Genomic DNA, 20,293 nt, shown 5'->3' with positions numbered 1-20,293 from the left:
CTGTGTTCTCCTGGAGCGGATCGGACGTCCGGCGGATGGAGACACGATGGTCAGGTCCAGGACGACGCACGTCGCCGACAGTCACGATCTGATCCGTGTGTACGGCGCGCGCGAGAACAATCTCAAGGACATCGGCGTCGAGATCCCCAAGCGCCGGCTGACCGTGTTCACCGGTGTCTCCGGTTCGGGCAAGAGCTCGCTGGTGTTCGACACGATCGCCGCGGAGTCGCAGCGGCTGATCAATGAGACCTACAGCTCGTTCGTCCAGGGCTTCATGCCCACCACCGCGCGGCCCGAGGTGGACGTCCTCGACGGGCTGACGACCGTGATCAGCGTCGACCAGCAGCGGATGGGCGGCGACCCCCGTTCCACGGTCGGCACGGCGACCGACGTCAACGCGATGCTGCGCATCCTCTTCAGCCGGCTCGGCGAGCCGCACATCGGGCCGCCCAGCGCGTTCGCCTTCAACGTGCCCTCGGTGCGGGCGAGCGGGGCGATCACGGTGGAGCGCGGGGCCCGGAAGGCGGTGAAGGCGACGTTCAGCCGCACCGGCGGGATGTGCCCGCGCTGCGAGGGCCGGGGCGCGGTCACCGATCTGGACCTCACCCAGCTCTTCGACGACTCCAAGTCGCTCTCCGAGGGCGCGCTCACCGTCCCCGGGTACAAGGCGGGCGGCTGGAACCACCGGCTCTACAGCGAGTCGGGCCTCTTCGACCCGGACAAGCCGATCCGGAAGTTCACCAAGCGGGAGCTGCACGACTTCCTCCACCACGAGCCGACCAGAATGAAGATCGCGGGCATCAACATGACCTACGAGGGTCTGATCCCGCGCATCCGGAAGTCGATGCTCGCCAAGGACCGGGAGGGCATGCAGCCGCACGTCCGGGAGTTCGTGGACCGGGCGGTCACCTTCACCACCTGCCCCGACTGCGACGGCACCCGGCTCAGCGAAGGGGCCCGGTCCTCGAAGATCGACGGGGTCGGCATCGCCGACGCGTGCGCGATGCAGATCAGCGACCTGGCCGCATGGGTACGCGGCCTCGACGAGCCGTCGGTGGGGCCGCTGCTCGACAGGCTCCGGCACAGCCTCGACTCGTTCTCCGAGATCGGCCTCGGCTACCTCGCGCTCGACCGGCCCGCCGGCACCCTGTCGGGCGGCGAGGCGCAGCGCGTCAAGATGGTGCGCCACCTCGGCTCCTCCCTCACTGACGTCACCTACGTCTTCGACGAGCCGACCACCGGCCTCCACCCCCATGACATCCGGCGGATGAACGACCTGTTGCTGCGGCTGCGGGACAAGGGCAACACGGTGCTCGTCGTGGAGCACGAGCCGGAGACCATCGCGATCGCCGACCACGTCGTCGACCTCGGCCCCGGCGCCGGTACGGAGGGCGGCACCGTCTGCTTCGAGGGCACCGTCGAGGGGCTGCGGGCCTGCGGCACCGTCACCGGCCGGCACCTCGACGACCGGACCGCTCTCAAGGAGGCCGTGCGGGAGCCCACGGGCGTCCTCGCGATCCGTGGCGCCACGGCGCACAACCTGCGCGGCGTCGACGTCGACATCCCGCTCGGGGTGCTCGTCGCCGTCACCGGAGTCGCCGGCTCCGGAAAGAGCTCGCTCGTGCACGGGTCGATCCCCGCCGACGACGGTGTCGTGTCCGTCGACCAGACGCCGATCCGCGGCTCGCGCCGCAGCAACCCGGCCACGTACACCGGGCTGCTCGACCCGATCCGCAAGGCGTTCGCGAAGGTCAACGGCGTCAAGCCGGCGCTGTTCAGCGCCAACTCCGAGGGCGCCTGCCCCACCTGCAACGGCGCGGGCGTCGTCTACACCGACCTGGCGATGATGGCGGGCACCGCCATGACCTGCGAGGACTGCGAGGGTAAGCGGTTCCAGGCATCCGTGCTGGAGCACCACCTCGGCGGCCGCGACATCAGCGAGGTACTCGCGATGCCGGTGACCGAGGCCGAGGAGTTCTTCGGCTCCGGCGAGGCGCGCACCCCCGCCGCGCACCGGATCCTCCAGCGGCTCGTGGACGTCGGGCTCGGCTACCTCAGCCTCGGCCAGCCGCTGACCACGCTGTCCGGCGGCGAGCGGCAGCGGCTGAAACTGGCCACCCACATGGCCGACAAGGGCGGCGTCTACGTCCTCGACGAGCCGACCACCGGCCTCCACCTCGCCGACGTCGAGCAGCTGCTCGGCCTGCTCGACCGGCTCGTCGACTCCGGCAAGTCCGTCATCGTCGTCGAGCACCACCAGGCGGTCATGGCGCACGCCGACTGGATCATCGATCTCGGCCCCGGCGCCGGTCACGACGGTGGCCGGATCGTCTTCGAGGGCACCCCCGCCGACCTCGTCGCCGCCCGCTCCACCCTCACGGGCGAGCACCTCGCGGCGTACGTCGGCGCGTAACGTCGGCAATGTCGGCGGCCGACAGCGCGGATCGGCATTGCGGACGGCAGCCCCGTGCGGAAGATTGCTGCCATGACGGACATGCCCATGCCCGACGGCGGCAGCGATGACGACGACCCACTGCCCGTACTGATCGTCGGCGGTGGGCCGGTCGGGCTCACCGCCCGGGCGCTCCTGGAGCGCTGGGGCGTACGGACCCTGCTCGTCGAGAAACGCGCCGAGCTGTCCCCCTTCCCCCGCTCGCGGCTGGTCAACGTGCGCTCCATGGAGATCTACCGCGGGCTCGGCCTCGCCGGCAGGATCGCGGACGCCGCGTTCGCACCCCGGTACGGCTGCATCCGCTTCCGCGACACCCTCCACGACCGCGACTTCGCGACGGCGGCGATGATCGGCGTCGACGCGCCGGTCCCCGAGAGCCCCGTGATCGGCGTGGTCACCTCCCAGGACCGGCTCGAACCCACCCTGCTCGGCGCCGCGCGCGCACCGATGCGCTTCGGCACCGAACTCGTCGCCCTGGACCAGGACCAGGGGGCGGAGAGCGTCGTCGCCTCGCTCGTCGACCACCGGACCGGCGCGGAGGCCCGCGTCCGCGCCCGTTACGTCCTCGCCACCGACGGCGCGAACTCCACCGTCCGGCGACTCCTGGGCATCGGCACCACCGGGACCGGGGCGCTGGGGGACTTCACCACCGTCGTCTTCGACGCCGACCTCGACCGCTGGTGCGCCGAGCGGCCCGCCGGGCTCTACTTCACCACGCACGGGCTGTTCGCCCCGGTCTACCCCGAGGGCGGCTGGGCCTGGTTCGCCCCGACCCCCGAGGGCGCCGCGAGCGCCGACTGGCCCGCGCTCGTCTCGCGCGCCCTCGGGACCGGCGCCGACGTACCGGTCGACGTGGTGCGGGTCCAGCACTGGGTGATGAACGCGTTCGTGGCCGAATGCCTCCGCCACGGCCGGATCCTGCTGGCCGGCGACGCCGCGCACGCGATGCCCATCACGGGCGGCCTGGGCATGAACACCGGCCTCTCCGACGTGCACAACCTGTGCTGGAAGCTGGCCGGGGTGCTCAACGGGTGGGCCGGTCCGGACCTGTTGGAGACCTACGAGGCGGAACGACACCCCGTCGCCGAGCGGACGCTCCAACAAGCGGTGGCCAACGCCCAGCTCATGCTCCGCGTGCAGAACCGGCGCCGCGAACAGCTCCGGGCCGGTGGAGAGCCGCCGGAGCAGGTCGAACTCCCCTGGACGGACCGGTTCTTCGCCCAGCTCGGCCTCCTGCTCGGCGTCACGTACCGCTCCACCGCCGTCCTGGCCGATGGCGTCGCCCCCCAGCCGTCCGACAGCGGAACGGACAGTGGAACGGACAGCGGAACGGACTACGTCCTCACCGCCGAGCCGGGCCATCGCGTGCCCCACCTCTGGCTCACGGACCACCGCTCCACGCTCGACGCCCTCGGCGAGTGGTTCACCCTCCTCACCCCGGACCCCGCCCGCTGGGAGGGCCAGGCGGCCGCCGCGCCCTGGCCGCTGCGCGTCGAGCCCCTGCCCGGCGAGCACGCCGACGTGTGCGGGCTCGGCCCGCACGGAGCGCTGCTCGTCCGCCCCGACGGCCACATCGCCGCCCGCTGGCGGGACCACCCGGCCGGCGACACCCTCCACCAAGCCCTCGCCACCGTCACCGGCTCGACGCCGGGATGACCCGGGTGACCGGGCACACGGCGCCGATCTTGCGGAAAACCTCGGCAATAAGCCTTCCGATCTGGTGAGATGGCATGTCGTACGTATATCGGAACGCGGGGGCGGCGGCGGATGGGGCGGGAGTTCGGGGGGATCCTGGGGCTGCCGCAGGCACTTCCGGACATGCCGGTCTCGCCCCTTGTGCCCGCTTATGACGATCTCCGGCAGCGCCAGGCGGCGTTGGGGCTGCGGCACGCCGCCGACGGGCTGTTTCCCCCCGGCGGGCGCGCGGCCGTCCGGTTCCTCGTCCTCGACGGGCTGCGCGTACCCGGCCGGGGCGGCCGGCCCCGCCACGTCGACCGCGACCGCCTCGCGGAGATCCGTGCCGCGTCTACCGGCCCGGCCGAGTGGGACGCGCTGCTGACGCGCTACGACGCCGTCCTCGCCGAGGACCCGATGGGACTGCGCCGCGTCGTCCTCTACGAACTCCTGCGTCTGCTGCGGGACGACCCCCGAGGCCCCCGCCCCGAAGCCGCCGTCGCCCTCGGTGTCGACCCGGCGGAGGCCGCGGCCCTCGCCTTCGCCGCCCGGCACGCGCCACACCTCGACCCCGCCGCGCGCACCGCCGCCGAGACCCTGCCGGACGCCTGGCGCGAGCGCCGGGTCCGGCAGGCCCGCGCCCTGTCCCGGAAGTTGCCCACGCCCCTGGACGACCAGGGGCTCGCCCGGCTCGTCGCCCGGGTCGAGGCCCGCGCCCGGCACGTGGACGATCTGCTGCGCGAGGCGGACGCGTTGAAGCGGGCCGGGGACGCGCCGGCCGCCGGACAGCGCTACTTGCGCGCCGCACGGGCCGCCGAGGACGATCCCCACGCCCTGCGCGGCCTCATCCTCACCTGCCGCCCCGACGGCGGCCTCGTCGCCGAACCCGCCCCGGACGGCGTCCGTTTGGACTGGAGGCCGGACGCACGGGCCTGGCGGGTCCTGCGGTACGTCGCCGGGCAGGCCCCCGTGACGCTGGGGGAGGTCACCGGCACGTCCACTGGCACGTGCACCTTCACCGACACCGCCGCGCCCCTCGGCGAGCGCGTCCGCCACGCCGTCCTGCCGCTCGACGGCGGCCGGATCGCGGGACTTCCGCTGGTCGGCCCGGACGTGCTCGTCGCCCCCGAAGTCGAGGACGCGCGCCTGACGGACGCCCGGGCTCGCGTCGACGCGGCGTGGCGCACCCCGCCCGGGGCCCACCGCGTCACCGTCGTCCGCACCGGGCCACGTCCGGAGACGACCGCCACCGAGATCGCCGCGAGCCCGCACGGCTTCGGCGACGACGGCCTGGCGCCCGGCACGTACGAGTACCGGATCGCCTGCGTCTACCGCACCGCCGCCGGTCGCGAGGTCCGCTCGCCGGGGCTGGTCCTCCGCCGGACCGTCCACCCGTGGCCCGACGCCGTGACCGCCCTGACCGTACGCCCGGGCGACACCCCGGGCACCCTGACCGTCGGCTGGACGGGCGGCGACCGGGGCGACGTACGCCTGCTGGAGTGGCCGGGGCCGCCACCCCGGGCCGGGGAGGACCTGCCCACCACCGCCGACCGGCTCCCACCGCCACTCCCTTGGCCCGGCCCCGGAACCGGCACCGGCCCCGGAACCGGCACCGGCCCCGGAACCGGAACCGGCACCGGCCCCAGATCGGCGGAATTCCAGCCTCCGCGTGGCACCACCGCCAGCCTCACCGCCGTCACCGTCCTCGGCGAGCGGGCCGTGGCCGGCCCGAGCGTGCGCGTCGACGTCCCCGAGGCCGTCGAGGCGCTGACGGTGCGCCGGGTCGGACCCGGCCGCGCCCGGCTGACGTTCGACTGGCCGGGGGCGGCGGACCGCGTCCTCGTCCGCTGGTGGCAGGACGGCCGGGCCGGCGAGCGCAGGATCGGCCGGAGCACGTACTTCCGCGAAGGGCTGCACATCGACGTGACCGGTTCGGCGGCGCGCTTCCGGGCCGAACCGCTCGCCGTCACCGACGCCGACGTGCTGCTCCCGCCCCCGCCCGCCGAGGCGGAGATCCCGGCCGACGTCGCCATCTCCTACACGGTCGAGCGCCTCGGCGGACGGTTCCCCGGCCGGCGCCGCCGCGTCGCCGTACGGGCCGAAGTCGTCGGGGAGGCCGCGCCGGGCCTCCCCGAGCTCCTGCTCGTCGCCCGCACCGCCGCCGAGCCCCTGCCCCGCACGCCCGACGACGGCACGCCCGTACTGCGCCTGAGCGGCGGGGAGCTGACCGGCGGGCCGGTGAGCAGGGACGTCCAGGAGGCCGTGGAGGCCGCCGGAATCCGGCGCCCCTACACGCTCCGCGCGTTCCTGCTCGGCCCGCACGCCCACGCCGTACGCCTCGAAGAGCCCCCGCACAAGGACCTGGTGGTGCGCTGACATGACGACCGTCATCTGCCCCTACTGCTTCGCCCGAGGCCCGGCCGCCCGGCTCGGCTACCGCTGCCTGATGTCCGCGACGGGCGTGCGCGGCGGTACGACCTGCGACCCCGAACGCGACGACGTCTGGGCCGACTTCAAGGGCCCCAGCGTTCCCCCGCAGGCCCGGATGCGCGGCCCGGTCTTCGACGCGCCCGGCGTCCTGCGCACCCTGGACCTCCGCGCCCGGGACCTCCGCTCCCTGCGCGGCGCCGGCGGACGGGCGGCCTGCCCGGACTGCGGCGTCCCCACGCCCGTACGCGTCTGCCGGCGCTGTCACAGCGATCTCCCCAGCGACTACTGCGACCAGGACAGCCGCATCATCGCCCTCGTGGGTGCCAAGGCCACCGGCAAGAGCACCTACATCACCGTGCTCGTCAACGAACTGCGCCACCGCGTCGGCGGCGCGTACCGGGCGTCGCTCGCCGCGATGGGCGCGGACACCCAGCGCCGCGACCGCGACATGGCCGCCGAACTCTACGAGCGGCTCCACCTGCCCGGTGCCACCCGGCCCGCCGCGCTCGGCTTCAACGACCCGCTGCTGTACCGGCTGAGCGTCCCCTCCCGGGGCCGGTTCGGCGTCGGCGGCAAGTACACCAGCGGCAAGCACACCGGCAGCAGACACACCGCCCTGGTCTTCTTCGACGCGGCGGGCGAGGACCTGAGCAACGCCGCCGCCATGGACCGCTACACCGCCTACCTGGCCGCCGCCGACGGCATCATCCTCCTGGTCGACCCCCTGCAGCTGCCGTCCGTCCGGGACGAGCTCGCGGGCGGCGACGGACCACCCCTGCCGGCCGTGGAGACGCCGCCCCAGCAGATCGCCGCCGACATCGCGGCACAGCTGCGCGGCCATGGCCGCGCCGGCTCGCGCGGCCGGCTGTCGACGCCCGTCGCCGTGGCCCTCACCAAGACCGACATGCTGCGCCCCCTGCTCTCCCCGCACTCCCCCCTGCACACCAACGCCTCCCACCACGGCGGCGCCTTCGACGACGCCGACCGCACCGCCGTCCACGAGGAAGTGCGCTCCCTGCTGGAGAGCTGGGACGGCGGCGCGCTGCACCGGCAGCTGGAGAGCGACTTCTCGGACGTGGGGCTGTTCGGCCTCTCCGCGCTCGGCGCGCCGCCCCCGGCCGACGCCCCGGCCGACGCCCCCAAGTCCGGTCCGCAGCCGACCCGCGTGGAGGACCCCCTCCTGTGGCTGCTGACCCGCCGCGGCCTGCTGCCCACCCACAAGGCGTCCACCCACAAGGCGTCCACCCACAAGGCGTCCACCCACCAGGAGAAGAAGGCGGGCACGGCGTGACGCTCCAGCAGCTGCACTACACGTCCGCCGCCCCCGGCCCGGACGGCTCCGGCTTCCGCTTCACCGCCGTCAGCGACGACCTGCCCGCCGCCCTCCTCGGCGAGGTGGAGCAACTGGTGGGCTACGAGCCGCCGCGCGACGCCCCCGCCCGCCCCACCGCCGGCGAACTCGCCGGCTTCCCCATCGCGTTCAGCCACCACCTCCTCTCCGACGGCAGCAGGCTGCTGTGCCGCGCGGTCTACACCGGCACCGACTACAGCGGGCGGTACGGCAACTTCCACGCCCACGCCGTCCGGCTGTCCCCGGCCGACGCCCTGCCCGGCGGCATGCTGCCCATCCAGGCGTGGGAGTCCCCCTTCTGGGCCGACAGCACACCCGGGGACGGCGTCCCGGCGGGGGAGCCCACCTCGGCCGGGCGCATCGACAAGGCGCGGCTGCTGGAGTTCGTCCGCGCCCGCGCCGAGCGGCTCGAACCCTTCCTCGCGGACGTACGGAACCTCTTCCGGGACCCCGACGCCCCGCAACTCCTCGTCGTCGAGCGCGACAGCGCCGACGTCGCGCACTGGATCGCCGTCGCCAGCGCCGTCCTGCCGCGCGAGCGGGCCGACCGGCTGACCTTCACGACGTACACCCGCCGCCCCGGGCTCGCCCGGCAGCAGATCGTCGGCACGTCGCCCGACGCCGACACGGACGCCGCCGACGCCGGCCGCCGCTTCCGCGTCCACGACTGCGCGGGCGGCCGCTCCAGCCCCGTGCGCGAGGCGTCCGACGCCTGGGCGTCGGTCGCCGCCCGCCTGTGGCTGGCCGGGCTCCCGGAACTGGTCTCCGGGACGGTCCGGAACCCGGAGGACACCGGCCCGGACGCGCCGTACGACGCCGGGCGCCTCGCCGCCCTGGCGGCCCGCGAGGGCGTCGCCCTCGACGCGGCAGGCCGCACGGCGGCCGCCCGCCGGGCCGTGACGCATCCCCGGACGTCCGACCGGTTCGCGCTGCTCAGCGGGCTGGCGGCGGGCGGCACGGCCCGTACCGCCGAGGAGTGGACGGCCCTGGCCGCGCTCGCCGACGAGTTCGCGCCCCTGGCCGGCCACGCGATCACGGACCCCCTCGCGCGCGACCTGCGCGCGGAGCTGGGGCGGGCGTCCGACGCGCCCCTGCCCGTCCTCCTGTCCCTCCACCGCCTCGCCGAGGCGCTCCGCCTCGACCGCAGCGCCGTTCTGCCCGCCCTCACGACCCGTATGAGCACCGTCCTCCTCGACGACAACGAGGAGAAGGACCGCGCCGCCGTCCGGGCCGCGCTCGGCTCCCACCCCGAGCTCGCGGCCGCCGTCCTCGGCTCCCTCGACCGGACCGCCGCCACGGGCGACCCGGCGGCCGTCGCCCGCGCCCTCGCGGACGGACTCCCGGGCGCCGACCTCACGCCCCACCCCCACCTGCGCATGGCCGCCGCCGTCAACACCGCCGGGGACCCCGCGCACACCGACCGTCCCGGGCTCCTCGACTCCCTCATGAAAGCGGCGGGCGCCGAGCACCAGGGGGAGCCGTCGGTGCTGCGCACGGCCGTCCGGCTGGTCTGGGGCGACACCCCGATCCGGCCCGTGGAGGCCGGCATCCTCCTCGCCGCGCTCCCGGAGGCGTGGTGCCGCGCCGCGGATCTGGACGACTCCTTCGTCCAGGCCGCCCTCGACAGCGACCCCGACGACCCCGAAGCGCCCGAGCTCGCCAAGGCCCTGCTCCTGAACCGCGCCACCACCCTCGCCCCCCGACAGCGGGCCGCGCTCCTGCTGCTCGAACTGGCCGGTGACCTGACGGCCGGCGAGACCCTGACCGGTTACGCGGGCCGGGCCGTTGCCCTGCGCGCCCAGGCCCTCCCCCTGGAACCCGGCATCGAGACCCGGGTCAGCGCCGCGCTCGCCCAGCGGCTCCTCGGTTCCCCCGCGCCCCAGGGCGAGCTCCTCGCCCTCGTCCAGGGCGGCGACGAGCCCTTCCTGCGCGCCTACGACCGGGCGGCCCGCAGGGAGGGCGTCGCCGACCGGATGCGCGGCACGCCCGAATACGCCGCCGAGTGCTTCGCCGCCTGGCAGACCGCGCCCGGCGCCGACGCCCTCTGGGAGGAGATCCGCACCGGGCTGCTCACGTCCGTGCTGCGGCCGGTGGTGCGCCGCATGCCCGCCGAGGACGTCGACGCGCTCCTGCGCGACCTGCGGCGGCGGGGCGGGCCCTGGGCGTCCGCGTTCCAGGACTGGAACCGCCCCGGCGTCCTCAGCAGGATCAGCGGCCGCTGGCGCGCCCGGGGCGGCAAGGGGCAGGGGACCGCCGGGGCGCGCGGCCCCGGAGACATCGAGCCGCCGACGGAGGAACGCCCATGACGGACCTGCTGACCTGGTGGCCGACGAAGATCTTCCTCTTCGTCAACGGTCTCGTCGCGGTGGCCGTCTTCCTGCGCGTCGCCCCCGACTTCCTGTGGCGCGCCCTGTACACGACCGGGCGCTGCCTGGGGCCCTGGCAGGCGGGCGTCATGGATCCCCGGGTGGCCTCGGCGGGCGGCGCGGGCGAACCGGCCCACGGCGCGTACTGGTACCGCCAGGTGTGGACGGACATCGGCTCCGCCACGCTCAGCGGCGTCCACGCCGTCCGGTACGCGCTGGTCCACGAATGGTTCGGGCGGACCACCCGCAACCTGTTCCATGGCCGCCGCCCGAGCGGCCCGCTGGGGGAGAACGGCTTCACACAGACCGTGATGCGCTGCGTGGGCGTGGGGGTCGGCGCGGGCGCGGGCCTCGCGGCGGTCTTCGCCGGGCTGCTCTTCGCGCAGGCCGTGGCCCTCCTCGTGCTGTTCGTCGCCGTGGTCTGCGCGGCCCTGGCGTTCGTGGCCGTGGCCGTCCGGGCCGTGGAGGGCGCGGGGAGGCTGCTGCGAGGGGTCCGGATGGCCTGCCCCCACCCCGGCTGCTACCGGCGGATCGCGCTGCCCGTCCACCGCTGCCCGACGTGCGGGGCGCGCCACGAGCGGCTGCGCCCGGGCCGGTTCGGGGTGCTGCGCCGGATCTGCGTGTGCGGGACGGCGCTGCGCACCAGCCTGCCCGGCGGGCGCGGCGAGCTGGCGGCCGCGTGCCCCCACTGCGACCAGCGGCTCCCCAAGGAGCTGGGCACGGTGCGGACCGTGCACCTGCCGGTCGTCGGGGGCACGTCGTCGGGGAAGACGATGCTGCTGGCCGCCATGGTCGCGGGGCTGGCCTCGTGGGAGCGGCGCGGCCTGCTCGGCATGGCGTGCGCCACCCGCTCCGACGTGGACGAACTGGCCGCCCTCAACCGGCAGCTGGACGGCGACGGCTGGGCCCACGCCACGACCGGCCGGCAGCCCCGCGCCCTCATGCTCCTCGTCTCGAAGGGCCGGCGCCGCCGGCTGCTGTACCTCTACGACCCGATGGGCGAGAGCCTCCGCGACGCCGGGGCCGTGCGCGAGCAGCAGTACCTCGCGCACGCCGACGGGGTGGTGCTGGTCGTGGACGCGCTCGCCGAGCCCGGTGTGCGCTCGCGGCTCGGCGGCGACGACGGCGGCCGGGCCGTGGGGGCCCGGCCCTCGCCGGAGGGTCCCATGGCCACGTACGAGCGGCTGGCGGGGGAGATGCAGGCGCTGACGGGCCGTCGGGGGCGCACCCCGGTGGCCACGGTGGTCACCAAACGGGACGTGCTGGACCGGCTGGTGTCGCTGCCCGTCCCCGGCCCCCGTACCGACGCGTGGCTGGAGAGCGTGGGCCTGGGCAACCTCGTGCGCGGTCTCGGCCACACCTTCGGCCGCACCCGCTACTGGGCGGTCAGCGCCCGCGCGGCCACCGGCGCGGACGCCCTCGACGGCGAACAGCGGCGTGCCGCCGAGCCGGTGCTGTGGCTGCTGGGGCAAACCGGACTTCCCGTGCGGAAGTTGCTCGTGGACGAGGTGCGCGTGCCGGACGGGAAGGTAAAGGCGTGACGTTGGCGTGTTCCTGCGGATAGGGTCGGGGCGCTCGGACGGTGAGTCGGACGGTGAGGAAGAGAAGACCGCGCACGGTGACATCCACATCCACCCGTACGCCCATCGCGCTGCCCGCCCATGTGGCGCGGCAACGCCGTGTGGTGCTGGGCCTGTTCGTCGCGGCGGCCGTCGTCCCGGTCGGCGCGACCGTGTTGTTCATCCTGTTATCGCTGAACGGACTGATGGAGTGATGCCCGCGTGAGCGACATTCCCGGTGGCCCGATGGAGAGCCGCCCGGTGCATTTCATCTGGATCCTCGACTGCTCGTACTCGATGCTCGGGGAGAAGATAGGCACGCTCAACTACGCGATCCGGGAGGCCATCCCGGAGATGCAGTCGGTGGCCCACGACAACGCCTCCGCCCAGTTGCTGGTCCGGGTCCTGACCTTCTCCAGCACCGCCCGGTGGCACCAGGCGCAGCCCGTCCCCATCGACGACTTCACCTGGCAGGACATCCAGGTCGACGGCGGCACCAACCTCGGCGCGGCCCTGTCCCTGGTGGCCCGAGAACTGGAGACGCCGCCCATGCCGCAGCGGGCGCTCAAGCCGGTGCTCGCCCTGGTCTCGGACGGCCAGCCCCTGGACGAGTGGCGGGCCGGCCTGAAGGCCATCGACGCCACCCCGTGGGGCAAGAAGGCGGTGCGGGTCGCCATCGCCATCGGCGCGGACGCCGACCGGAGCGTCCTCCAGGAGTTCCTCGGCAACCCCGAGCTCCCGGTGCTGGACGCGAACAGCCCCAAGCAGCTGGCGGCCGCCATCCGCTGGGCCTCGACGGCGGCCGTCAAGGCCGCGTCGCAGCCCGTCGCCGGCGGGGCGGCGGGCACCAAGCAGCTCGGGCCCGCGTTCGCGCCGCCCAAGCTCCAGGACGATGACGACGACGTGTGGTGAGCGTGCCGCCGCACTGGGAGATCCTCCACGAGTCGGTCCGGGGGCCGGGCAAGGCCCACAACCAGGACTGGTACGACGTCGACGACACGGTCGACGGCACGCTCGTGCTGGCCGTCGCCGACGGCCACGGCTCGGCCGCCCACGCGCGCAGCGGGCTCGGCGCCCGCTACGCCGTCGACGTCTTCCTCCACCGGGGACGCGAGTTCGCGGCCCGCGCCCGTGACTCCGGGGACCTGCGGCAGCTCCACCGCGACGCCTGCGGCCGCGTCCCCCGCGAGATCGTGCGCGACTGGCGGGACCGGGTCGAACGGCACGTCCGCAAGGAGCCGCTGGACGGCGTGCCGAAGGGCGGCGAACTCCTCGCCTACGGCACGACGCTCCTCGGCGCGGTCCTCGTGCCCGGCCTGCTGGTCGCCTGGCAGCTGGGCGACGGCGATCTGATGCTCGTCGAGGCGGACGGCAGGATCCGCGCCCCGCTCGCCCCGGCCGAACCGGAGCTCGGGGACGAGACGGAGTCCCTGTGCGGCCGTCAGGCGTGGGACCTGATGCGCGTGCACTGGGCCCCCGTCTCCGACCCCGCGCGGCTGCCGCGCCTGCTGACGCTGTCCACGGACGGGCTGTCGAAGAGCTTCGCGGCGCAGGACGGCTTCGTCCAGTTCGTCCGGGAGGTGGACGAACGCCTGGCGGCGGAGGGCGCCGAGCCGATCCGCGAGGCGCTGCCCGGCTGGCTGAACCACGCCGGCTCGTACTCGGGCGACGACACCACCGCGGTCGCCGTGTGGCGGCGACCGGACGACGCGGGCCCGTCCGAAGGCGGCCCCGAGGCGGTCCCGTCCGAGGACGGCCCCCAGGACCAGGACCGAGGAACGGAGAGCGACTGATGTCCGGCATGCTCGACGAAGGCGCCCGGCTCACCACCGACACGGGAGACGAGATCGTCGTCTCCGGGATGCTGGGAGCCGGCGGCCAGGGCGAGGTGCACCGCGTCACGACACCGCTCGGCGACAAGGCCCTCAAGTGGTACTACCCGAGCTGCGCCACCCCCGAGCAGCGGAAGATCGTCGAAGAGCTGGTCAGCCGGGACTTCGACGACGACCGCTTCCTGTGGCCGCACGCCTTCGTCCCCGGGCCCGGGGACGCGTTCGGCTACCTCATGGACATCCGCCCCGAGCGGTTCAAGGGCCTGCCCGCGCTCTTCCGCCGCACGCTGCGCACCACGCCCACGGCGCTGGTGACCGCCGGACTGAACATGGTCGAGGCCTATCAGGCCCTCCACTCCCGGGGCATCGCCTACCGCGACATCTCCTGGGGCAACATCTTCTTCGACCCGGCCAACGGCGACGTCCTCGTCTGCGACAACGACAACGCCGTGGTCGAGGGCGAGGCCAGCGGGATCTCCGGAACCATGGAGTTCATGGCCCCCGAGCTGGTGCGCGGCGACACGGGCGCCATCCCCGGCACCCAGACCGACCTCCACTCGCTGTCCGTCCTGCTGTTCATGCTGCTCATGAACCACCACCCGCTCAAGGGCAGGGCGGAGCTCGCCATCCGCTGCCTCGACGAGGCCGCCGAGAAACGCCTCTACGGCCGGAACCCCGTCTTCGTCTTCGACCCCGACGACGACAGCAACGCGCCCGATCCGCAGGAACAGCGCACCGTCCTCGCCACCTGGGCCGTGGTCCCGCCCGCGCTGCGCACCCTGTTCGTCAAGAACTTCACCGAGGGGCTGCGCGAGCCGTCCCGGCGTGTCCGCGAATCGCAGTGGCGCGACGCCCTGCGGCAGGTCCGCGACACGATCGTGGACTGCGCGAACTGCGGCAGACAGAACATGACCGAGCCCCTGTCCACCACGGCCCGCGCATGCTGGTCCTGCGGCAGCACCCTCGTCCTGCCGCCCCGCCTGGTGATCACCACGCCGATGCTGCCGACCGAGCGCCACCTGCGGCTGCGCCGCTCCGCCCGGGTGCACGAGCACCACGTCGTGGACGAGCCCGCCCGCCACGACTACGGGGACGGCACGGTCGTCGCCGAGCTCGTCCAGCACCCCACGAAGCCGGGGGTGTTCGGCCTCGCCAACCGGTCCGCGAAGACCTGGAGCGCCCGCCGCTCGGACGGCACCGCCCAGGACGTGCCGCCCGGCCGGAGCGTGCCGCTGCGGGCCGGGCTGGAGATCGACCTGGGCGGGGCGCGGGCCGTGGTCCGCGCCGAGTGAGCGACGGACCGACGAACGACGGGCGACGGGCCACGCTCACATCCCCGGGGATCACATCCCCAGGGCGCGGCCCAGATCCTGGGCCAGGGCCAGCGAACCGCTGCCCGCCGCCACCCCCGTCGTGATCAGCTCCAGCCACTGCCGGACCCGCCCCCGGTCGACGGACCGCCCCTCGGCGTCCGCGCGCGCCAGCTCGCCGCGCACCAGGTCGGCGGGCTCGGCGAGCCCGGGGCTCTCGGCGCGCAGCCGCCGGACGAGCTCCCCGGCCAGCCGCAGCGCCTCGGCCGGGGACTGGCCGTGGTGGACCTCGATCCTGCCGTGGTCACCGAAGTTGCTCTGGCCCGAGATGCTGCCGTGGAAGTTGTACGTGCTCAAGGGGGCTCCTCTCAGCTTCCGCCCTGGGGGGCGTAGTTGTTGATCTGGCCGTTGGCGCCGATGTTGGTGTTGCCGGTGATGTCGCCGGAGATGTTGTAGGTCTGGGTGGCGATCACCTGCTGGGCGCGGTCGAAGTCACTGGTGTCGACGTTGTGGTCCTGCAGGAACCGTTCCGTGGCGATCAGTACGCCCTGCTGGAGCCGGAGGAAGGTGTCCCGGGAGTCGGTGCGTTCCGTGTGGCCCATGGCGTTCCAGTCGGAGCACCAGTTGCGCAGGCTGTCGTCGGCGCCGTAGTCGAATGCCGCGTGCTGCTTGGAGATCGCCCGGCGCGTCCGCTCCAGCTCGCGGGCGTACCGCTTCCGCTCCCCGCGCCGCCGGGCGGCGCGGCCGGGCGCGCCCCACACGCCCCGCCAGGTGTGCGACATGCCGAAGCGCAGCAGGCTCCACCAGTACTCGAAGCCCTCGACGGGCAGGTAGCGGACCACGCTGAACCGGCCGTGGAGCGGGGGCACCACATAGGCGGCCACCTCCCAGGACAGCCGGGGATGCAGGAGCCGGGCCCGCAGATGCATGGAGACGACGACGTTGCCGCCCTCGCCGACCATCTCCAGGCTCAGATACGTGCGCATGCCCGCGCCCGAGCGCACCGCCGCGGACTGGACGGACTGCTGGGGGATGCGCGCGGCGGGCCGCCGCAGCGGATCGGGCAGCAGGGCGGGCAGATAGGGGGCGCTCGTGCCGAGGACGTAGAGGCGGTTCTGCGCCCTGAGCTCCGGCAGGCCGATGATGTGCTTGATGTTCTTCGCCACGTAGGTGTGGAGGTCGACCGCGTCGAAGGGTTCGAGGGCCAGCTTCCCGCCGGTGGGGGAGTCGGCGGGGCGGCTGACGTCGATGGACTCCCAGACGACTTCCTTGATCTTCCTGCCGCTGCCGACGAAGGGATTGGTCGACTCGGCGCGCACGTCGTACGGCAGGACGTTCGGCCGGCGCAGATCCGCCAGCCGGTTCTCCACCTCCGGCGCCACGGCCGGCGCCAGCTCCTGCGGCTTGCGCGGGTCCCGGTACGCGTCGAGGGCCGCCTGCCGGGCGTCGTGCTCGGACCGGTAGACCAGCACTCCGCCGCCCGCGAAGAGGGCGACGAGCGCCAGGAGGCAGAGCCACAGGCCCGTGGACGCGCCGGCGCCGAGGCTCGCCAGGAGCCCCAGCAGCGAGCCGATCACACCGAGCAGGACGGTCGAGAGCAGCCGGTCGCGCCGCTCCCGGCGCCGCCAGGCGGCCTCGGCGTGCCGTACCAGCGCGATGAGGTTGACGCCGAGCGGCAGGCCGTTGGCCCTGAGCCCGTCGTCCAGGAACTCCCGTCGCACCTTGTGCGTGAAGCCCTCGTCCAGGTGCGTCGTCGCGCACAGCCGTCGGGTGACGGCGTCCCCCCGGTACTGGGGTAACGGGGGCAGCTGTCTCGGCGCCATGCGATTCCCTCCCCTGCGCCGGCCCGGTCGCCGGGCCGCACTCACCCTATGGGAAGGGGCTCCCACCGGGCAGCACTCCGGTGAGCCCGGAAACGATCAACAAGGGTCCATGTACCCTAAAGGGGAGGCCAAACCTCGCCAGACCCGAGGAAACCCCAGCTCCGCTGGGGTTTTTCTATTTTTGGGGACACTTTGCGGCAGATCGGCCCGGCCGGGCCGGGGTCGCCCGTCCCCGCCGTCTGCCACAGACTGGTCGCGGTCGAGCCTTGAACGAATTGGTACGTCGAAGCATGAACGTTTCTCACACTGATCACCCCGCCGGTGACCAGCCCGCCACCTGGGACGGCCACCGTCCCGTGCGCGTGGGCGTGCTGGTCACGGCGCTGCTGGCGGCCTGCGTGGCCTTCCAGCTCAACGCGAGCATGCTCAGCCCCGCGCTGAAGAGCATCGAGGACAGCCTCCACGCCAGCTCCGCCGAGATCGGCCTCACCCAGACGGCCTTCTTCACCTCCGCCGCGCTGTTCTCGCTGTTCCTGCCCCGCCTCGGCGACGTCATCGGACGCCGCAAGGTGCTGGCGGGGATGCTGGCGCTGATGGCCGTCGGCTGTGTGGTCGCCGCGCTGGCCGAGAGCGTTCCCATGCTGTTCGTCGGCCGGCTCATCCAGGGCGCGTCCGGGCCGACCGTGCCGCTGTGCCTGATCATGCTGCGGATGGAGGTCACCGAGCCCAAGCGCTACGGCACCCTCCTGGGCGCGATCACCGCCGTCAACGGCGGCATCGCCGGCGTCGACTCCCTGGCCGGCGGCTACCTCGCCGACAACCACGGCTTCCAGTCCGTCTTCTGGGCCATGGCCGTCGTGGCCGTCATCGCGGCCGTCCTCGTCGCCACCCTGACCCGCGAGACCAAGGTCCCCTCCGCCCACTCGATGGACTGGCCGGGCGTCGCCTTCCTCGTCGTCTCCGTCGGCGCGCTGCTCGTCGCCCTCAACGAGGCGGGCAAGCTCGACGCGGCGAACTGGGGCCTGGTCGGCGGGCTCGTCGTGCTCTCCGCGATCGCCTTCGCCCTGTTCTGGCGGACCGAGGACCGCACCCACCACCCGCTGGTCGCCACGCGCCACCTCAAGCAGCGCGCCACCTGGGCGATCCTGCTGACCACCGTGCTCACCATGACCGGCGTGTTCGCCGTCATGAACGGCCTGATCCCCGCGTTCGCCCAGGACGCCAAGGCCGGCCTCGGCATGAGTGCCGAGGCCTCCGCCTGGTGGACGCTCACGCCCTACGCGCTGGCCGGCCTGGCCATGGGCCCGATCGCGGGCCGGCTGGCCGCCACCTACGGCTACGGGCGGATCCTGCGCCTGGGCCTGGTCGGCGCCGCCGCCTCCGTCATCCTGATGATCTTCACCATCCCGGCCCACTCGCGCGTGATGCTGCTGGTGACCTCGATCCTCGTGGGCATCACCTACGCGGGCGTGGCCAACATCGTCCTCAACGGCCTGGGCATCGTGCTGTCGCCCAAGGAGAACCCGGGCTTCCTGCCCGGCCTCAACGCCGGCGCCTTCAACCTCGGCGCGGGCCTGAGCTTCGCGCTGCTCTACGCGGTCAAGACCGCGACGATGCCCAGTGACCCGTCCTCGGCGGGCGGCTATGTCACCAGCATGATCGCCGGCGTGGTCATCATGGCCGCCGCCCTCGGCACGTCCTTCCTGATCCCCAAGCCCGTGGAGGCGGAGGCGCACTGAGGCGCGCCGGCGCCCGTCCGCCGTCGAACGGGCGCCCGAACGGGTCAATGCCCCGTGGGCGCCCCCCGAATGCCCCCCGGCCGTCCCATTGAAGCCTCCCCCCGCATGCCCGACCATAAGGGCGAGCGATGGGGAGGCCCATGAGCCGCTTCTGCCGGGACGTCGTGATCATCGGGGCCGGGCCCACCGGCCTGGCCCTGGCCGTGGCCCTGCGCCAGTACGGGCTGGGCGTGACCGTCCTGGAGAAGGAGCCCGGCACCAAGCGGCAGGTGCGGGCCAGCGTCCTCTGGCAGCGCGCCCTGGAGATCCTGCGCGACCTCGGCTGCGAGGAGCGCTTCCTCGACCAGGGACTGCCCCTGCGCCAGGCCGTCTTCCACGTCCGGGGACGGGAGATCGGCCGGCACGCCATGACCGTCCCCGGCACGGCCTTCCCCCAGCCGCTGTCCATCGAGCAGATCGCCATCGAGGCGCTGCTGGCCGAGCGCCTCGGCGAACTCGGCACCGAGGTCCGCTGGAACAGCGAGGCCGTCGCCGTCCGCCCCGGTGAACGCGCCGCCCAAGTGGACGTGCGCGGACCCGACGGCACGGTGGAGACCCTCGACTGCCGCTGGGTCGTGGGCTGCGAGGGCGCCCACAGCGTCGTCCGCAGAACGCTCGGCCTCCTCTTCGACGGCGAGCGCCGCACCGGCCTCCAGGCCGTGCAGATCAACGCCCGGCCCCGGTGGCCCTACCCCTACGCCCCCGACACCACGTACTTCTTCCTCGAACGGCGCGCCAGCCTCATCGTCTCGCCGCGCCCGGGCGGCGGGTACCGCTTCTTCTGCTTCCGCGACGACCCCGACCCCGGGCACGTCGCGCCGCCCGACGTCGAGGAGATGCGCGAGCTGGTCGCCCGGGTCACCCACGACCCGGACGTCCGCCTGATGCCCACCGAGCCCCAGTGGTTCAACCGGGCCCGCTTCCACGACCGCGTCGCGGCAACCTTCCGCGTGGGCCCGGCCCTCCTCGCCGGGGACAGCGCCCACCTGTGGGCCCCCGTCGGCGGGCGCGGGCTCAACACCGGGCTGCGCGGCGTCCACAACCTCGCCTGGAAGCTCGCCGCCGTCCACCAGGGGCACGCCCGCGACGCGCTGCTCGACACCTACACCGCCGAGCAGCGCGCCATCGCCCAGGAGGTGATGCGGCAGATGCGGCGCAACGTCCTGGAGCTGCCGCCCTCCGCCGCCACTCTCGGCGCGATGCGGCTCCTCGGCCCCTCGCTCCTCCGCAGCGAGACGTTCAACCGGCAGGGGCGCAACCTTCTCAGCGAGCTCTTCCGCCACTACCGCGGCGGGCCGCTCGCCGCCGACCGGGGCGGGCGCGGCGCCCTTCGCGCGGGCGACCGGCTGCCCGACCTGCCCGTCACCGAGAGCGGGCGGCAGCGCAGGCTCCACGATCTGCTGTCGTACGAGCGCTGGACGCTGCTGGTGGGTGCGGCGAGCGGCACGCTGACCACCGGTACGGTGCCGGGGACGATCGACACGGCCGAGGTGCGGCGGGTTCTTGACCGGTACGCCGTGCGGGCGGAGGTTTTCGGCATCCGGGCCGGGAAGGGGGTGGCCGAGGGGCCCGCGCCGGGGACGCTGTTGCTCGTCCGGCCGGACGGGCACATCGGGCTGCGCGCCCGGGCGGGGGATGGCCGGGCGCTCGACGCGTACCTTGGCTCTTGGTTCGTCCGTAGGGGCTGAGCGTGTTCGGTTCACCGCGGGCCGGTGGGG

At 74.1% G+C, this 20,293-nt stretch carries 14 protein-coding genes; 12 read left to right on the top strand and 2 right to left on the bottom strand.

Going from position 1 to position 20,293, the window contains the following annotated elements; all coding sequences use genetic code 11:
* The first annotated feature begins 46 nt into the window (after positions 1–46).
* The 10 genes from IE096_RS04170 to IE096_RS04125 all read left to right on the top strand — a co-directional run bounded on the left by IE096_RS04170 (position 47) and on the right by IE096_RS04125 (position 14,956).
* A complete protein-coding gene (locus IE096_RS04170; protein ID WP_189448477.1) occupies positions 47–2,413 on the top strand; it encodes an ATP-binding cassette domain-containing protein in 2,367 nt (788 codons plus the stop codon).
* A 72-nt stretch (positions 2,414–2,485) separates the two neighbouring features.
* Complete coding sequence (locus tag IE096_RS04165) at positions 2,486–4,108, top strand: FAD-dependent monooxygenase (RefSeq protein ID WP_229819902.1); 1,623 nt, start codon at positions 2,486–2,488, stop codon at positions 4,106–4,108.
* 162 nt (positions 4,109–4,270) lie between these two features.
* The gene (locus IE096_RS04160) at positions 4,271–6,502 is read left to right on the top strand and encodes a hypothetical protein (RefSeq protein WP_189448475.1); all 2,232 of its coding nucleotides are present in this window, start codon (positions 4,271–4,273) and stop codon (positions 6,500–6,502) included.
* Between the two features lies 1 nt (position 6,503).
* The gene (locus IE096_RS04155) at positions 6,504–7,847 is read left to right on the top strand and encodes a hypothetical protein (protein WP_229819901.1); all 1,344 of its coding nucleotides are present in this window, start codon (positions 6,504–6,506) and stop codon (positions 7,845–7,847) included.
* The gene (locus IE096_RS04150; protein WP_189448472.1) at positions 7,844–10,213 is read left to right on the top strand and encodes a GTPase-associated protein 1-related protein; all 2,370 of its coding nucleotides are present in this window, start codon (positions 7,844–7,846) and stop codon (positions 10,211–10,213) included. The genes IE096_RS04155 and IE096_RS04150 overlap by 4 nt, the downstream gene beginning before the upstream one ends.
* Positions 10,210–11,814 (top strand): TRAFAC clade GTPase domain-containing protein, encoded by a 1,605-nt coding sequence (locus IE096_RS04145; protein ID WP_189448470.1) that lies wholly within the window; start codon positions 10,210–10,212, stop codon positions 11,812–11,814. Before IE096_RS04150 ends, IE096_RS04145 begins: the two co-directional genes overlap by 4 nt.
* 77 nt (positions 11,815–11,891) lie before the next feature.
* Positions 11,892–12,047: a hypothetical protein gene (locus tag IE096_RS04140; protein ID WP_189448468.1), complete on the top strand. Its 156-nt coding sequence runs from the start codon at positions 11,892–11,894 to the stop codon at positions 12,045–12,047.
* A gap of 31 nt (positions 12,048–12,078) precedes the next feature.
* Complete coding sequence (locus IE096_RS04135; RefSeq protein WP_189449576.1) at positions 12,079–12,744, top strand: vWA domain-containing protein; 666 nt, start codon at positions 12,079–12,081, stop codon at positions 12,742–12,744.
* Positions 12,741–13,625, top strand: coding sequence for a PP2C family serine/threonine-protein phosphatase (locus IE096_RS04130; protein ID WP_189448466.1), 885 nt, complete (start codon positions 12,741–12,743; stop codon positions 13,623–13,625). The genes IE096_RS04135 and IE096_RS04130 overlap by 4 nt, the downstream gene beginning before the upstream one ends.
* On the top strand, positions 13,625–14,956 hold the full coding sequence (locus IE096_RS04125; protein WP_189448464.1) for a protein kinase domain-containing protein: 1,332 nt from the start codon (positions 13,625–13,627) through the stop codon (positions 14,954–14,956). Before IE096_RS04130 ends, IE096_RS04125 begins: the two co-directional genes overlap by 1 nt.
* Before the next feature lie 51 nt (positions 14,957–15,007).
* Here the strand turns inward: IE096_RS04125 and IE096_RS04120 are convergent, their stop codons facing one another.
* Positions 15,008–15,331 carry a hypothetical protein gene (locus IE096_RS04120; protein ID WP_189448462.1) on the bottom strand — a complete coding sequence of 108 codons (324 nt, stop codon included), beginning with the start codon at positions 15,329–15,331 and terminating at the stop codon, positions 15,008–15,010.
* 11 nt (positions 15,332–15,342) lie between these two features.
* Positions 15,343–16,797 (bottom strand): AbeC-like domain-containing protein, encoded by a 1,455-nt coding sequence (locus IE096_RS04115; protein WP_189448460.1) that lies wholly within the window; start codon positions 16,795–16,797, stop codon positions 15,343–15,345.
* 290 nt (positions 16,798–17,087) lie between these two features.
* Here IE096_RS04115 and uriT point away from each other — a divergent pair, with 290 nt between their 5' ends.
* Positions 17,088–18,536, top strand: coding sequence for a uridine transporter UriT (uriT, locus tag IE096_RS04110; RefSeq protein WP_189448458.1), 1,449 nt, complete (start codon positions 17,088–17,090; stop codon positions 18,534–18,536).
* 140 nt (positions 18,537–18,676) lie between these two features.
* Positions 18,677–20,263 carry an FAD-dependent oxidoreductase gene (locus IE096_RS04105; RefSeq protein ID WP_189448457.1) on the top strand — a complete coding sequence of 529 codons (1,587 nt, stop codon included), beginning with the start codon at positions 18,677–18,679 and terminating at the stop codon, positions 20,261–20,263.
* Positions 20,264–20,293 lie beyond the last annotated feature (30 nt).

Source organism: Streptomyces abikoensis (assembly GCF_014648775.1).
GTDB classification, from domain to species: Bacteria; Actinomycetota; Actinomycetes; order Streptomycetales; family Streptomycetaceae; genus Streptomyces; species Streptomyces abikoensis.
Note: the sequence above shows the minus strand (reverse complement) of the source record. Positions and strands in the feature narration are given on the sequence as shown.

Excerpts from the sequence above, each read along its gene's own strand:
- IE096_RS04170 (WP_189448477.1), top strand. The coding sequence starts at position 47 with ATGGTCAGGTCCAGGACGACGCACGTCGCCGACAGTCACGATCTGATC.
- IE096_RS04145 (WP_189448470.1), top strand. The coding sequence starts at position 10,210 with ATGACGGACCTGCTGACCTGGTGGCCGACGAAGATCTTCCTCTTCGTC.
- uriT (WP_189448458.1), top strand. The coding sequence starts at position 17,088 with ATGAACGTTTCTCACACTGATCACCCCGCCGGTGACCAGCCCGCCACC.
- IE096_RS04115 (WP_189448460.1), bottom strand. The coding sequence starts at position 16,797 with ATGGCGCCGAGACAGCTGCCCCCGTTACCCCAGTACCGGGGGGACGCC.
- IE096_RS04165 (WP_229819902.1), top strand. The coding sequence starts at position 2,486 with ATGACGGACATGCCCATGCCCGACGGCGGCAGCGATGACGACGACCCA.
- IE096_RS04105 (WP_189448457.1), top strand. The coding sequence starts at position 18,677 with ATGAGCCGCTTCTGCCGGGACGTCGTGATCATCGGGGCCGGGCCCACC.
- IE096_RS04155 (WP_229819901.1), top strand. The coding sequence starts at position 6,504 with ATGACGACCGTCATCTGCCCCTACTGCTTCGCCCGAGGCCCGGCCGCC.
- IE096_RS04160 (WP_189448475.1), top strand. The coding sequence starts at position 4,271 with ATGCCGGTCTCGCCCCTTGTGCCCGCTTATGACGATCTCCGGCAGCGC.
- IE096_RS04135 (WP_189449576.1), top strand. The coding sequence starts at position 12,079 with ATGGAGAGCCGCCCGGTGCATTTCATCTGGATCCTCGACTGCTCGTAC.
- IE096_RS04125 (WP_189448464.1), top strand. The coding sequence starts at position 13,625 with ATGTCCGGCATGCTCGACGAAGGCGCCCGGCTCACCACCGACACGGGA.